Genomic DNA, 14,709 nt, shown 5'->3' on the forward strand with positions numbered 1-14,709 from the left:
CGCCTGAGGTGCGCAAGGTCATCTACACCAATTCGCTGGAGAGCGTGAATGCACAGCTGCGCAAGATCATCAAGACGCGCGGACACTTCCCGTCCGATGAAGCGGCGACCAAACTGCTCTGGCTTGCGCTGCGCAAAATCACCAGCGACTGGCACCGTGCGGCCCACGACTGGAAGGCCGCCATGCGGCAGTTCGCGATCCTCTACGAGGATCGCTTCACATGACCCAACAGCTAGAATGAAATTGATCGCCTGCCACGCCTGAAATCTTCAGACGCCTTGCACACAAAAATTCAGACGCTCCCGAGTTGCCCATCGAGAAGGATCGGCACGGCCGCCCCGAGATCCATTACACACGCATTTATCGCGCCTTCCGGCGCTGGGAATCGGACGGATGCCTTGATGCTGTTTTGGAGGCTTCGGTGTTCAGGCTTCATGGCGACGACCGTCTGGACACGCGCATCATCCACGGCGATGGCACCACAACCGCGGCAAAGAAAGGCGGCGACAATCTCGGCTTCAGCGGCAGTATCCAACGTTACGTCGATCAGTACAACCTGATAAACGCCCGTTCATGTGGACGGCCACCGCCGATTCCATCCTCGCAAGGATGAGACGCTTATGCAAAACGGTTTCTGAGACACTGGAGGGGCGGGATCAATTGTCTGGATGGTCGTCCTTTTTGTTCAACTCCCCACGACATATGTTGACATTGTCGCGTTAAGGCGTTCTCTGAAAGTTGCAGTTGGGCTGTTGCAGAAAACGGCAGAACCCAACTCCGACGAGCATTCCTGTCGGATCACCATCACGTCGCTTCTTAGCCTCGCCCGGAGTTTGCGTGTCCTAGCCCGCAGGCGTCGGCCGAAGACAGCTTGCTCGGCGGGGCGGCATGATGGACACAAATCACGTTACTGGAGTAAATGCAGGTTGCGCTTCAACATGGATTCAGGACGAAGTCGGCCGTTCATACGGTCAGCGCCGCAGGGCGGACGGTTGCGGGCCGTTCTCGATCTGATCCGGGCGCGAACAGGAGTGGTCACTGCCTCCGCACGTGGGCGTGGTCGTCAGCATGAATCACTCGCCGGCCTTCTGCGTGAATGACGTGCACGGCCCTACCGGGAACGCCAGATGATCGGAAATGCTGCGCTCTCGCTTCCGACAACTCGGAAGCTCGAAGCGCCCACATCGTTGTTTATTAACGTCACGCGCCGACCTCTATGGGCCGGCCATTTACCCGTACTTTCACCACAACCGGACGAGCGTCAGTCATGATCGAGAAACAACGAATTCATGCTGCGCTCCTGTTCGCAGCGCTTGCCGCGATTGCGCCGGCAGGTCCGGCGCAAAACACCACCGACTGGCTGGCGAACACATATGGCACACTCGCCGCGCATGTGGGCAACGCCGCGCGTTCCATGTGGGTCGCGCCTGAAGGCGCGATTTACACGGCCTCCATGTGGGACGAGTATGGGGGCGGCGTCGCAATCTACCAGAACGGCCGCACCATCGGCTCCATCGGCACCCACGGCGAGTTTCAGGGCAGCGCCATTGCAGGTAATGCCACGTCAGTCTTCGCGGCACTACAGTACGATAGCTCGTACGGAAGCGGTGCGGTGGGACGATACGATCGCAGGACTGGGATTCGCGACCTTTTCATTCAGGTCAGTGCGTCGAACAACCAGCCTCGGATCGATGTCGTCACCGGACTTGCCACTGCGGACTCACTCCTCTATGCAAGCGACTTTTATGGTAGTCGTGTTCGGATCTACACCACTGACGGTGTCTGGCAGCGGGACATCAATGTCTCGGGCCCTGGCGCTCTCGCCCTGGATGGCGCAGGCAACATCTGGGTCGCACAGAAGAGTGCGGGAACCATCGTCCAGTTCAGTCCAACCGGCGCCCTGCGCAACACCATCCGGATGCCCAGCGGGTCGCAGCCTGCGGCCCTCTATTATGATGCGTCATCGGCGCAACTAATGGTCGGCGACGAGGGCCCCGACATGAACATCAAGCGCTACAACGTCGCCGGCACGCCAACCGTGGCCAGTACATTTGGCATTCAGGGTGGTTACCTTGACACGACGACGGGAATCAAAGGCCAGGTCGGCGCAAAGCGCTTCACCCGCGTCGCCGGCATCGGCACAGATACCGCCGGCAACCTCTATGTCCTCAACAATCCATGGGGCGGAAGCTGGGACCTCGGCCGCAACGGCGGCACGGACATTCATTCGTATAACAGTGCCGGCGCTCTGCGGTGGATGCTCCAGTCCCTCAACCTCGAGGGCATCGCCACCCCGGACCCGGCCACAGACGGGGTGCTGTTCTATGGCGGCACGAATATCTACACCGGCCGGGCGGGAGGTACCTTCGTCGCAAACACCGTCGATCCGTTTGCGTACCCGTCGGACCCGCGCGTCAACATGAACGATCGTGCGCGAGGCGAGCACTTCAGTCAAGTTGCCGCCGTCGGTGCCAACCGGATCCTCGTGGCGTCCGCGCAGAATCCCGATACCTTCTACTTTTTCCACTTCAACGCCGCGAATGGCTACATCGCCATACCGGATGCCACGCTTCCCGGTCCGGCCTTCAATACGAGCGCACCGGTCAGGGATGGATTCTGCATCGACAGCGAGGGGGGCGTGTGGGCCGGGCTGAATAAGACCGGTTACATCTACCACTACCCGCTGGCCGGCTTTGACGCCAGCGGCAAGCCTGCATGGGGACCTGGCATCCCCATTCGCGTTCCCAAGAGCATTCATCCGTTAACGCGCATCGTCTACCTCGCGGACAGCGACACCATGATTCTCGGACAAGGTGCCGTCGGGAGTATGGACTGGACATCGATAGGCACGCGGATCGAGGTCTACCACGGCTGGAGCGCTGGCAACACCACCGCACCTGATCCGGTGATCAACCTCTCCCACACCGGCGCCAAGTCGATTGACGCAGTCGGCAGCTACCTGTTCGTCGGCTACTGGTTCGGCGGCACCGGGCAAGTGCTGCCGGACATCGACGCCTTCAATCTCGCTACCGGCAATCTCGACGCCACGCTGGTCAACACCAGTAACGGCACCGTGGACGCCAGCAGCGCTGTCGATTCGATGTACGGAGTCAGGGCATATCTTCGATCGACGGGCGAGTACGTGGTCACGAAAAACAATGTCAAGGGCTCCAGCATTACCATTTATCGCTGGACTCCCTGATCGCGCGTTCCATAAGGAGGGTCGACCGGCATTCGTGAAATTTTCGCCAAAAGGCACTTCAGCGGAAGCGCAAACTCGAAGGCGTCCTTTGACATCTCGACGAGTGTGTTCATGCTCACGGGCATCGAATCGTGGAGGCGCAACGGCGATCGGCGCAAGTTGCAGCGGTGAGCCGTCCGCGCCTGTTTCGAGAAACGCGATGGAGCGTTCTCACACGTGCATGCGCGACCAGATCGCGTGTCGAAGTAACCGGGCTGGATGACGACGGTATCGAGCCCGGCGCTCAGCCTGATTCGCCGTGCCACGAGTTCCTGTGCGAGCACGGTCTCCAACCCGCTGGACGGGCCGATGCCGAACGCGATGCAAAGATGCTCCAGACAGGATGCGTATTCCACGCTAAACCGAACGCTGATTCCACACCAAACCGAGCGCCGATTCCACGGCAAACCGAGCAGGGATTTCACGACTGCCCGAGCGCGAATTCCACGCGTAACCGAGCAGTAAGGTGGAGGGATGGCGACGGGGATAACCCATGGCACGCTCGACGAATTTGTCGGGCGGTCGAATGTTGTTAGCGCCGATGTAAAACTGACCCATCGGTCGTGCGGTGGTTAAAGTGGACGGCCTGGTTGATGCCGATATGTTGCGGATCGTACTGGGCAGTCTGCGCTCATGATCTTCCTACCGGCAGGCACGCGCATCTGGATCGCTGCTGGCGTCACCGATATGCGATGCGGGTTCCAGGGGTTGGCAGCGAAGGTGCAAACAGCGCTTGAGGAGAATCCCGATCCAGCGCAAACTGGTTTGCCCCTGCTGCAGCACCATAACCCAGCCGCCGATGCCCGGCCTGCCGATCCAGCGGAGCATCGCCCATCCGAGCTTGCTGGCAGACATCCTCGTCTCGAAGTATGCAGACCACCAGCCGTTGTACCGGCGGTCGGCGATCGCGGCGCGCGACGGCGTATGGGCCGCGGGGTCGGCCAGTGCGAGGCACTGTGCGCTCCGCTAACAGAGGCGCTGCGCCGCTATACGATGGCCGCGACCAAGCTCCACGCGGATGACACGCCGATCCCGCTCTCACCGGGCAACAGGAAGACCCGCACCGGCCGGCTATGGGTCTACGTGCGCGACGATCATCGCTCCGGCTCGGCGCAACCGGTTTCGGTCTGGTTCGGCTACTCGCCGAACCGCCAAGGCGGGGTGAACAAAGGTGGCACGCCAACAAATGCGTCGCCAAGGGGCGATGCCGGCCGTTGCGCATCAGGAAATCGACTGGACCACCCTAGCGTACGCAAAAATCCGTTTCTTGATGGCACCCCAATCCAGACGCCGCGTGAATGGGTGGTTGATCAGCGTTACCTTCTGTATTGCTTCAGATGTCGCGTGCTCAATGACGTGGACGCGACTGCGCGACAGTGAAAGAGCGCTTGCGCACATCGGCGGGCTTTCGTCCGCTATACAGCCGCCACCCGGTTGCGACCCTGACGCTTGGCGTGGTAGAGCCGCTGGTCGGCTGCCCGAAGCAGTGCATCAATCGTACTGCCATCCCTACCGAACTGCGATATACCGATACTAACTGTTATCGACACCCTGCGTCCGACCTCACCGGCGAACGTCGTGCTTGCAATTGCCGCGCGAATGCGCTCGCCAACTGCAAGTGCGGCATCCAGCGACGTACGGGGCAGCAGCACCATGAACTCTTCACCTCCCACGCGTGCTACGCCGTCGTACGGCCGGATCGCGTCGAGGCATGCTTGCACGAATCCCTGCAGGACTGTGTCGCCGACCTGATGCCCGTAAGCGTCGTTCACCCACTTAAAATTGTCGACGTCGAGCGCGAGGAGCGAGAACGGGGCACCTTCACTCTTTGCGCGAGCGACCTCTGCTTCTAAACGCTCAATGAAATGACGACGGTTGGCGGCCCCCGTTAGCGGGTCGGTCGCCGCCAGATGCTCAAGTTTCCGGTTGGTACGCTGCAGCTCCTGCAGAGCGCTTTCGGTGCGGGCCATCGCATGGGCGAGCCGTGCGTTCAATTCCTCGCGACTATAGATCGTCGCAAATGAGCGTGTTGTCAAAAAGGCATACGCCACGCCATAGCTGAGAAGAAAGAAGCCGCTGGCGAAAATGACATGAGCAAGCCACCACATGTGATTCCATGGGCGACCAAGGAGGAAAGCGACCGACGACAGCGCGAACGACGTGATGGCGATACCGTACACCAACATCAACGGCGACCGAGGCCGACTCAGCATCAAGATGGCGACGTTCAGCGTTGACAGAATGAGTGCCGTAGCCTCCATGAACCGAAGCAGGACTATCCCAGCAACCGTAGAATGCGCCAGAAGCGCGACCAAAACGTCCACGACGAGGAAGATTGCGGCCCAGCTCAGCCAGTACCGGGCTCCGGTGCGGCGGTCGGCTGGGTCAGGCGGCCGGTGATACGACAGAAGCCCGACTAGCAGCAGGATTGACATCGTCAGGCGCGACGCCGGTCCGTACAACAGGAATAGCCAAATGTTGTCATGTGCGAGCCCGGTGAATGCGCCATGCAACGCGTAGATCAGTACAAATCCCAGGAAAGCCAGTGTCATCCATCGCAGCAGCGGCTCTCCGGAGGACCGATAACACTGCCATGCCACGTATGTGACAAAAAGGGCCTCAAGCGTCGCAGCTGCAATTGCAAATTCATGGAACGGATGGTTCTCGAACTCGAGTGTCGGGTTCTGAAATAAATGCAGGTAGCCGATCAGATAGGACGGAACAAGAGCGAAAGCGGCCAGCACTAACTGTGCGTAGACTCGCGTGATAAACCGAACAAGCGGAAGTGGCTGGTCAGTCTGCACCGCAGTGGTCGCGCTCATGGATTTGGTTCTCTCGGTCTGTCGTTGGCATACCTCGATGTACTCGCCCGAGTGTTTGCGTGGTTGCACGCAAACGACGAGAACGCTGCCAACGCCCATCTTCACTAGTCGGTCATGAACAATTCATTTTCGGCTTCTTCAGGCGTCAGGGTTGAACGATGTCGCAGTCGGTCAGCATCGTGACGACTGCCGTTACCTTGTCCGTTTAGCTCGCTAACTCGCCGGCGCAGACGCTGCATACAGCAGCGCGAGAATGAGCACACAGATAAACCTCAGCTTCCTGAGGATCAGGCGCAGATTGTGACCTGCACCGCACAGTACCGCGTGTAGCGCATCACCCGGAGCACCCTTTAACCAGTTACGCCCGAGCGTGCCGTCACTCTTCATCTGGCCGATAGCTGGCTCGATCGCGCTGCGCCGCCGGATCATCACACGCAACGCTCGCGTCACACCGCGACGCAATCCGGGATGCAAAATCTTTACGCCTTCAACGTCAACGCCCCGCTAGCCACGATCAACGAAGACTGTCTCAGGCTTTACCTCACTCAGAATGTGCGCCTCTTCAAGCGCTTCTTCCAGCGTATGCTTGTCGTACGGATTGCCCGGCATCGAGCGCATCCTCACCACCAGCCCTTCACGGTGTGTCGTGACGATCGACACTTTTACGCCAAATTCGTACGGCTTACGCGCCTCGCCTTTCGATAGGCACTCCACCTCAAGCGCATGTAAGGCGCACAGCTTGTTTTTGTCTTTCGGCTTCTGCGTAAGGAAGCGCTTCGTACGGTTGATCAGCTCGCCCAGCGTCGCGCGTGCAGGCGCGCATACCTGCCAATCCGGGCAGCCCGTGACGCCCGGCGATTGTAGTTTTGCACCCGCGCAGGAGCGTGAAGTAGCCTTGTTGAGCCATGATCGAGCCTCCGAAATTGAACTTGTTTTCTGCGGCAGCACGCAAGAAGCCGATGCGATCTTCCACTGCTGGGTACTCTACGATATCCCACCGCGCGGCCCGAGATCTCTAGCTAACAAGGTAGTCAGGTGCGCACTGGCACGGCGTGTGAATGAGTCTCGGTCACTACGAATCGCTTACACGTAGCCGATGACAGCATGCGACGACGTTGTATATGCCGGACAAAGATACGAACGATATTGACGGCTTTGATAGCTGTGTCGCCGGTTCTGCATGCGCCGATATCATCGGCGCGGCAATTAATGGCGCGACAAGGATTGTCTGCATGCAATTACCTCGCAGTTGAGATGGACGCGCGTTAGCTGGTAGGAAGTCTGCCGTAATATGGCATCAAAGGTGTTGATCTAGCGCAATGCTGACTAAGTCCACCGTTCACGACTGTCGAGCGTTATAGCGTGGACACGCAACGGCGAAAGCAAGAACGCGATGAAACAATTACCCTGGCGAGGCAGTCGATCAATGCGCGTGATTCGGGGCGCAGCGCAAACCCTACGCGACGCGAGCGTTTCTCGACGAGATGAACATGATCGTGCCGTGGGCGCGACTGTGCGCAGTGGCGGAGCCGTTTTATTCGAAACGGGGCAATGGAAGCGCGTGAACGGGCCGACAAACGCGCCCCCCAGCGCGGTCCCCGTAAGTAGGCCAAAGGATGGCGCCGCGATCACACCTTGACGGCCAAGTCCAATCGAAGTCGCAAGGCTTTGCTCAACAGCTTCCGCAGACTGACCAGAGACTACGAGCGATTGCCCGAAACCCGGGCCGGATTGCACTTCGTCGTATTCTCCGTGCTTATGCTTGTCCACTTTGCAACCCTTAACAAAAGTGCATAACACGCTCTTCTATGGGAACCGAAAGTCAAGCCCTGTTCAAGAATTCTGTTAAACGAAGTAAATTTCCTTGTCCGGGCCCTACGGCCGGTCTGCGCGGTCACTCCCCCATGACCAGGCGCAGGCTGGCCGTAGGGCCCATTCCGTAAAGCACGGGGCCGACGCTTCTCACGTACACCTTGTTGCAGCTTGGCATGTCAATGTCATTCAGGGCAGGGTGTCTGTTGACCGGTCAGTGCCGGGTCGACCTTCTATCCGTGCCGGCCTGGCAGGCCGGTCACCTCATGCCGCATGCGCGAAGCGCTGGAGCTACCCTGTTACCGACGCGCCCCATCTAGGGAAACGGCCACCCGCAGCGGGTAGCCCAAGCGTGTTTCGGGCGCGTTGACCTTTACATGCTGTTGCTGCGTCTCATGCCGTTCATGCTCTCACGGTGTTCAGCTTTCCCGACTTGAGTATCGCACCCTCGGGGATCTCGCCATGCTCGAGGAAGCGCCACAGCGCGATCGCCAGACGGCGGGCAAGCGCGACGATACCGATACGCCGCAGCCGCTTGCCGGCGCCGGAAAACCCTGGTTGAACCAGTGGCTGAGCTGGCTGCCGGGCTGCAGGCGCAGCCAGCTCCAGGCGAGCTCGACCATCAGCCAGCGGCATCGCCGGTTGCCCGCCTTGCTGATACCGAGTTCAACCTCGCTGGTGCCCTTGGCATACGGCGTGGGCGCCAGGCCCAGACAGCCGGCCACTTCGCGGCGGTTGCGAAACTGCCGCCAGCCAAAGAGTTCCCTGACGAGTGTCCACGCGCTGCCGGTACCGATGCCCGCGAGCTGCGCCAGCAACGCCATGCCGGGGTGCGCGCCGCTGCGCACCTGCCGCTCCTGTTGCACTTCGAGCGAGCGGATCTGCTGGCGCACGAGCGCGAGGCGCTCACATTCACGGTCGATCTCGGCGCGTAGACCGGGAGCGAGCAGATCGCGCTGCCGGCTCCACCAGTGCGTCCAGATGCGGCCACCAACATACCTGACCCGAAGGTTATGCAATACAAGCAGGGAGCGGATCCGGTTGGTGTGCGCGGTACGTTCCTGTCGCAGGCGTTCGAGTTCGCGGTGCAACCGCCGGTCATCTTCCTGCTCGGGAGTTGGGATACGTGCCACCGCCCATACGCGCCGCTCGCCACTGTGATAGCGGATGAGCATGGACAGCAGCTTGTCGCTGTCGAGCCGGTCCGTCTTGGCACGACCCGCACGGCGGTTCACCTCGATGCTGGCCGAATCCACCACGAGATTGGCAATGCCCTGTCCAGTCAGCCAGCGGTGCAGCCAGAAGCCATCGCGGCCAGGTTCATAACAGCGGTAGACGGGTGCGTCGGCGCCGAGATGGCAACGCGCCCTCGCGTTGACGATGGCGGTGAGAACTGCGGTGGTATCACCAGCGGCGACCGTACAGCGGCTGGGCGCGCGCTGGCCATCACCCAGCGAGAGCTTCCAGCTCTTCTCGCCCAGTTCAAAAGCCATGTACAGACGGCCACCTGCCGTCGTATTCTGCCCACGGAGGGCTGTGTCAGACGCGTCCATTTGCGTGCTCCTCCGGAGAAAACGAGTGTGCAAATCCCGTTTTACTCCAGTCGGGCTTGCTGCCGCTGCCCTCCCTCATAGCATCTAATGCGATGCGCGAAGCCCGCGCCGAACTTGTCGCACCAACGTCGGATAGTTTCATAACTGACCACGACGCCTTGCTCGAATAGCAACTCTTCGATGTCGCGCAGGCTCAACTGCAACCGAAAGTACCAGCGAACCGCACAGCAAATGATAGCTGCCGCAAACCGATGGCCATGATAAAGCGATTTGTTCTTGGTCATATGGCCATCTTACTCGACCGCCCTTGACAACGTGACAACGCCCGCAGCAGGGGTACTCTGCCGGGATTCCTTGAAAGATCTGCCATGCAAAACGTCACAGGTCGGTATTGATCCGGGTAAGCACGCTTTTCATCTTCATGGTCAGGATGCGGCGGGGCAAGCGGTGTTTCGCAGAAAGGTATCGCGCAAGCAGCTGATTGAGTTCTTCGCCACGCTCCATCCATGCACGGTAGTCATGGAGGCGTGTGCTGGTGCGCACTGCATGGCACGCAAGATCGCCGAACTCGGGCACGAGTCAAAGCTGATCTCGCTGCAGTTCGTACGCCCGTTTGTGAAGAGCAACAAGAACGATTTCGTCGATGCCGAGGCAATCTGCGAAGCAGCCTCCAGACCGTCAATGCGCTTCGTAACGACGAAGACTGTATCGCAGCAGACACTGTCTGCCCTGCACCGGGTACGCGACTCACTCGTTCGGGACAAGGTTTGCGCGACCAATCAGATGCATGGATTCCTGCTTGAATTCGGCGTCACGCTACCTGTCGGCAATGCCGTTGTCAGGCGCCTGCCCGTCTTGCTGGCCGAGCACTCCCTCCCGCCACGTCTCGTCGCGATTCTTGAGCGCCTGCATGCGCATTTCAAATATCTTTCGGAGCAGATTGGCCAGATCGAGAAGGAGCTCAACCGGCAGCTTGCGGATGACGCTATCGCCCAGCGACTGCTTACCACTCCGGGAGTTGTAACGATTACCGCAAGCTTACTTGCCTCAGAACTCGGCGATGGAAAGCAGTATCGATGGGCTTTGTCCGGATGGGCGCGAGTTCCCGTGCCATGGACGCGACTATGCATTTTTGACCCAAACCGGTTTGCCGAAGGCGTTCCACCGGTTCAGCAGGTTGGCGATGATTATGCCTTCGCCTTCCTTCGACGCAAGCTCCTGCGTCAGCAGGCGTTTACCGATGCAGCGCTTGACGCGCGAGATCTGTGCCTCGACCAGCGAGCGCACACCGTAGCCGTATTAAATGCATAGATGCCTATGTCCTCGATGTATCTGACGATCTGGTCATGCCGGCGGGTTCGCTCCTCGCTGTGTACGACAGCGTGAGCTGGCGGTCGGATGTCGGGCGTCACGCCCGCGCCTGAAAGCGCTTCGGTACTCTCGATGCTGTAGTACGCGCCATCGGCAATCACCCGATCCATCCGCACATCAGCGGGCAGCACGGCGTCCATTCCTTTGCTGTCCTCTCCGAGGGCGCGACGCTCGAACGCGAACTGCAGACGATTCTCGATGCGCGCCCGCAGCGCGATCTCTGGGTGCAGGCCGATCTGCTGGAGCACACCTGGCAGCACTGGACCACCTTGCTCGCGCAGTTACCTTCCCTGTTGCAGGAGGCCGATGTACCAGACGTATCCCGCGCAACGATGCAAGCAATCTTTGAGCCCATGGCGCAGCGGATCGAGAACCTTCGCGCCCAGGTTCGGCAACCGTAGACTCGATGCGTCCTCCCAAAAGCCTTGTCCGGCAGTTCACCGGGGGGGCATCGACGACATTTGTTAGCGACTCTAACTTACCAATGGGGTACTCGGCGTGAATCAGATCACGCCGCTTTGGCAACAATCCGACTATCTCGTCGTGAGTTGGACAAAAAGGACAGCCTCTTTCAAAGCTTATCGTCAGGTCGGTTGCTTTCCGTGGTTTCACGCGGGGCGACTATAAGGCATATAGATTGCTTTTTTGTCAAGCATGGTCAACTTTCCGTCACGTTCGCCGGAGCGGAGGTGCGCTGATTTCTAAGCCAAAACGAAATCGTACTGCGATTCAACGAGGCAGATGAGAGTAGCTGACGAACTGCACCCAAAGAAGGTCAACCCAACGTTTTGGGGCGCGTTTATGGTGAAGCAAAAACATTAGACTCACGAGAGGGCTGGCTTGCGGTGTGGCACCATATGCGGGATACCAATGCTGCCCTGAGCCGCACGCTTGCGCAGCTTCCCTCGGTGAGAACAGGAATCGATATAGCTAATATGCGGGTGGCTCCAGTGAAGTAGAATTCGTTGATAGAGGCCTTCTGCAAACAAGCTGTTAACTCTTGGAGATTCACTGACCAAGTGTTTCACCATCGTGACTTCCATATGGTGGAAATTTCGACATGGTCTAGGGAAGGACAGGCCCCAACGGGTGCGTCGAAGCACGCGGAGATTTGAATGCCTTTTCAAGAGCTAACAGATGAGGAATGGGCGCAATTGTCGACGCTTTTGTCATACCCGTCAGACAGCCGCGTGCTTCGACGCGGACGGCCCTGTGCCCCAGCCCGCACGATCGCCAATGCCGTCCTGTGGCTCCTGTCAACTTGTCAGCCTTGGTCGAAGCTCCCCCCTTATTATCCTTCTCCGCCTACTTGCCGGCGGCGTTTTACGGAGTGGCAAACCAATGGTGCGTTGGCCGAGATGATACGGCTGCTGACACTCAACGGCCGGAGTCTATCCTATGTGCCTGAGCCGCCGCGCGCCGCAGAAAGACCAGCACAGTCAGGAGTAGCGCACAAGCCGCGGGAAACATTGGAGCAGTACGTCTTCTGGAGTAGTCCTGAAACGTGGCAACGTGACGCAAAGCAAGAAGACGATACGCTCCCATTGTGTTCACTTGAACCTTTGGCACGGATTACGCATCAGCTGACTCCCCCTCCCGCCATTGAAGCCTGTAACACCACCTCCTTAACGAAATCCGCTGAGGCGTACCCGCCGTTGTCCTCCTTGGAAAAGTACAACTTTCATAGTCGACTAGACCAGACTCTTAGCCGCGAGAGCAAAGACTGCAGACCACCCCTTGCCGGGGGGGATCGCAAGGCCAACCAGACACATAAGGGTCTTGAACCCAACAGCCGGCAGCAGATGCCACTGTGGATGAGTTGCGGGAGGCCGCGAGGCCTGCGTGTGATTGGACCTAGTGGCTACGTTATCTACGTTGTCGCAGAACTTGTGCGGAATCGAGAATGTCGCGCGAGTTTTGAAATCGCCAAGAACGGCGAGCGCATTGAGCGCTCCGGCCTGATCGGCCCACCTTTCGCGGATGCAGACACCGCGCACCAATTCGCGCTTGAACGGGCACGCGAATGGATCGATCAACGCCAGCTGGATGCCAACCTCGGGCGGCGAAACCAGGATTGGTCTGCGCCTTGATTTCGGGGCTCTTCCGGTATTCCAGTGGACCGATTGCGCCGAGCCTCACGATCACCGCCTCGAGCTTCGTCAACGAATATCACTGGGGAACCCTCAAGGGCGACCTGCTCGAGTGGGTACAGCAATATTTCGATGCCCATGTTTACTCCTCCAACTGGGGGAGCTGCCGCCTGCTTCTTCGCCTGCCGCACGGGACGTTTGACGCGGCGACCATCCGCGATTACGTCAAGGCTGGACGAGAGAGGCGCTACCGTTTCGAGAAAGCATTCGAGGCCATGGACGTCGATGACTGGTGCCTCCTCGACTGGTCGTTCAACGATGACTCGGGTGAACATGCCCGCTTCTCGGAGGAGATGGATGGTGCGGGGTGGATGACGCGCCTGCTGCCTGTACGCGACGAGTTGCTCGCCGGCGATGCTCGCCCGCTTTATCTTGGGTGGCTTGCCCGCCTCGGGAATGATGAAATACACGATGATGAAATCGAACCGCCGGTGCCTGCGGGATTACAGGCGTTGACGCCTGCACAGGTAGCACTGGCCGAGTTTCTGATGCTGGATGCGGATTGGCTCGCCGCCGCCGCCGAGGCCAGCCCGTCATTATTGGCCCCAGAATCCAGCAGGAGCAAAGGCAGTCGCTTTGATTCCTCGTTACGTGAGTTGCCGTTTGAGGAAATGCGGGCGAAACTGCGCATCCTGCTACAAGGACGCAGCCGTGAAGCGGAGAGAACGCTTCGAAGCGCTTCTGTCAAATGGAGGAAGGGCAGGAATGCAAAGCAATTGAATTGCCCGGGCGCCGTCGAATATCCGAAATCGAATCAAGGGTCGCCTCTCATCGTGCCATCCGTGAAAGCAGGGAGCGGGAAGCACGCCAGTCGGCCGAGGCCCGCCGTCGTAAGGAACGCACACGGTACCTCACATTACTTCTCGAACAGGAAGACACGGCGTGGTCAAGCATCGATGCACAACTGCGACGCACAACGGGCAGCGCCTACGATCAGGCATTCCAGAAGTTGCTGGATCTCGCCGAAGCGTATGAAAACGCCAGGCGCGATGTCGTATTCCGGCGTCGTCCGGCGCAATTGATGTCGAGTCATGGCAAGCGGGGAGCCTGGCTTGCCCGGCTGCAAAAAGCGGGGTATTTGTGGCAACCCAAGTCTTAGCCTCCCTGGCCGACCTGCTGAAACACTTCCGCAAATCTGGGATGAACTCTGAGCCCGGATGGCACGCCCGGCATGTGTGCCAACTTTCGGCGATTTGACCAGGTCATAATAACTTGGGCGCCTATGATAGGAAATTGTGCTTACCTTGTTCGCCCCCGAAATCCGGGCAAGGTGCGCTGGGCAGCATGGCGGTGGCGACGTTGAATCCGCCATGCTCAACGACAACCATTTATTGGGCACTCCGGCAGGCCGAGAAGATTGTCCGCAATGGTCATGTCGTGCCCGGTCCTGAGGTATTTGTGGCCTTGCGGGGTTTGCCAGACGAACACATCAGCGGTCTCGCCACCTCCGACAACATAGAAGTGCCTCTGTTGAATTTCCAGTGGGTGGTATCGTCCCGGTTTCTGCATAATCAAGACGAAGGCAGGTCATGCACAGCAAGCTGTTCGAAGCCGCATTGGGTGTAAGTGATCCGTGGTTCGTGAGCGGCGTCGATTTCGACGCGGCCACCAAGCTGCTGACGATCCAGATCGACTTCACTGCCGGAAGCCGCTTCGCGCATCCTGAGGTGGCCGGCGCGCATCCCGTGCATGACACTATCGTCAAGCGTTACCGGCACCTGAACTTTTTCCAGCATGACTGCTACCTCGAAGTGCGCACG

7 protein-coding genes and 7 pseudogenes are annotated in these 14,709 nt (G+C 59.2%); 9 read left to right on the forward strand and 5 right to left on the reverse strand.

The window, feature by feature from the left end:
• From GCT19_RS38365 to GCT19_RS45140, 4 genes and pseudogenes are all read left to right on the forward strand, one after another.
• Positions 1-224 (forward strand): transposase (locus GCT19_RS38365; protein ID WP_193727512.1); only part of this gene is annotated, 224 nt, incomplete at its 5' end.
• A gap of 83 nt (positions 225-307) precedes the next feature.
• Positions 308-613: a hypothetical protein gene (locus tag GCT19_RS38370; protein WP_227717818.1), complete on the forward strand. Its 306-nt coding sequence runs from the start codon at positions 308-310 to the stop codon at positions 611-613.
• A gap of 654 nt (positions 614-1,267) precedes the next feature.
• The gene (locus tag GCT19_RS38380) at positions 1,268-3,202 is read left to right on the forward strand and encodes an NHL repeat-containing protein (RefSeq protein ID WP_018437927.1); all 1,935 of its coding nucleotides are present in this window, start codon (positions 1,268-1,270) and stop codon (positions 3,200-3,202) included.
• A gap of 963 nt (positions 3,203-4,165) precedes the next feature.
• Positions 4,166-4,399: pseudogene (locus GCT19_RS45140) on the forward strand (IS66 family transposase); the annotation flags it as partial.
• 257 nt (positions 4,400-4,656) lie between these two features.
• Here the strand turns inward: GCT19_RS45140 and GCT19_RS38405 are convergent.
• On the reverse strand, positions 4,657-6,063 hold the full coding sequence (locus tag GCT19_RS38405; protein WP_152854839.1) for a GGDEF domain-containing protein: 1,407 nt from the start codon (positions 6,061-6,063) through the stop codon (positions 4,657-4,659).
• Between the two features lie 213 nt (positions 6,064-6,276).
• A pseudogene (locus GCT19_RS38410) lies at positions 6,277-6,888 on the reverse strand (transposase); the annotation flags it as partial.
• Between the two features lie 846 nt (positions 6,889-7,734).
• Here GCT19_RS38410 and GCT19_RS43970 point away from each other — a divergent pair.
• A pseudogene (locus GCT19_RS43970) lies at positions 7,735-7,860 on the forward strand (IS5/IS1182 family transposase); the annotation flags it as partial.
• Between the two features lie 417 nt (positions 7,861-8,277).
• Here GCT19_RS43970 and GCT19_RS38420 read toward each other — a convergent pair.
• Together GCT19_RS38420 and GCT19_RS38425 are read right to left on the reverse strand one after the other, a co-directional pair.
• Positions 8,278-9,428, reverse strand: a pseudogene (locus GCT19_RS38420) (IS110 family RNA-guided transposase).
• 107 nt (positions 9,429-9,535) lie between these two features.
• Positions 9,536-9,712, reverse strand: a pseudogene (locus tag GCT19_RS38425) (IS6 family transposase); the annotation flags it as partial.
• 84 nt (positions 9,713-9,796) lie between these two features.
• Here GCT19_RS38425 and GCT19_RS38430 point away from each other — a divergent pair.
• The 3 genes and pseudogenes from GCT19_RS38430 to GCT19_RS38445 form a co-directional block, all read left to right on the forward strand.
• Positions 9,797-10,502: pseudogene (locus GCT19_RS38430) on the forward strand (IS110 family RNA-guided transposase); the annotation flags it as partial.
• A gap of 1,412 nt (positions 10,503-11,914) precedes the next feature.
• The gene (locus GCT19_RS44950) at positions 11,915-12,889 is read left to right on the forward strand and encodes a transposase (RefSeq protein ID WP_084598443.1); all 975 of its coding nucleotides are present in this window, start codon (positions 11,915-11,917) and stop codon (positions 12,887-12,889) included.
• The gene (locus GCT19_RS38445) at positions 12,886-13,971 is read left to right on the forward strand and encodes a hypothetical protein (protein ID WP_176137980.1); all 1,086 of its coding nucleotides are present in this window, start codon (positions 12,886-12,888) and stop codon (positions 13,969-13,971) included. The genes GCT19_RS44950 and GCT19_RS38445 overlap by 4 nt, the downstream gene beginning before the upstream one ends.
• A gap of 292 nt (positions 13,972-14,263) precedes the next feature.
• Here the strand turns inward: GCT19_RS38445 and GCT19_RS38450 are convergent, their stop codons facing one another.
• Complete coding sequence (locus GCT19_RS38450; RefSeq protein ID WP_227749454.1) at positions 14,264-14,458, reverse strand: DUF3892 domain-containing protein; 195 nt, start codon at positions 14,456-14,458, stop codon at positions 14,264-14,266.
• Positions 14,459-14,478: 20 nt separating this feature from the next.
• Between GCT19_RS38450 and GCT19_RS38455 the strand changes: the two are divergent.
• A pseudogene (locus GCT19_RS38455) lies at positions 14,479-14,709 on the forward strand (ISL3 family transposase); the annotation flags it as partial.

This window comes from Paraburkholderia atlantica, assembly GCF_009362785.1.
Taxonomy (GTDB): domain Bacteria; phylum Pseudomonadota; class Gammaproteobacteria; order Burkholderiales; family Burkholderiaceae; genus Paraburkholderia; species Paraburkholderia atlantica.

What these genes read in the sequence shown, in the direction of transcription:
- GCT19_RS44950 (WP_084598443.1), top strand. Translation starts at nt 11,915, where the DNA reads ATGCCTTTTCAAGAGCTAACAGATGAGGAATGGGCGCAATTGTCGACG.
- GCT19_RS38405 (WP_152854839.1), bottom strand. Translation starts at nt 6,063, where the DNA reads ATGAGCGCGACCACTGCGGTGCAGACTGACCAGCCACTTCCGCTTGTT.
- GCT19_RS38380 (WP_018437927.1), top strand. Translation starts at nt 1,268, where the DNA reads ATGATCGAGAAACAACGAATTCATGCTGCGCTCCTGTTCGCAGCGCTT.
- GCT19_RS38450 (WP_227749454.1), bottom strand. Translation starts at nt 14,458, where the DNA reads ATGCAGAAACCGGGACGATACCACCCACTGGAAATTCAACAGAGGCAC.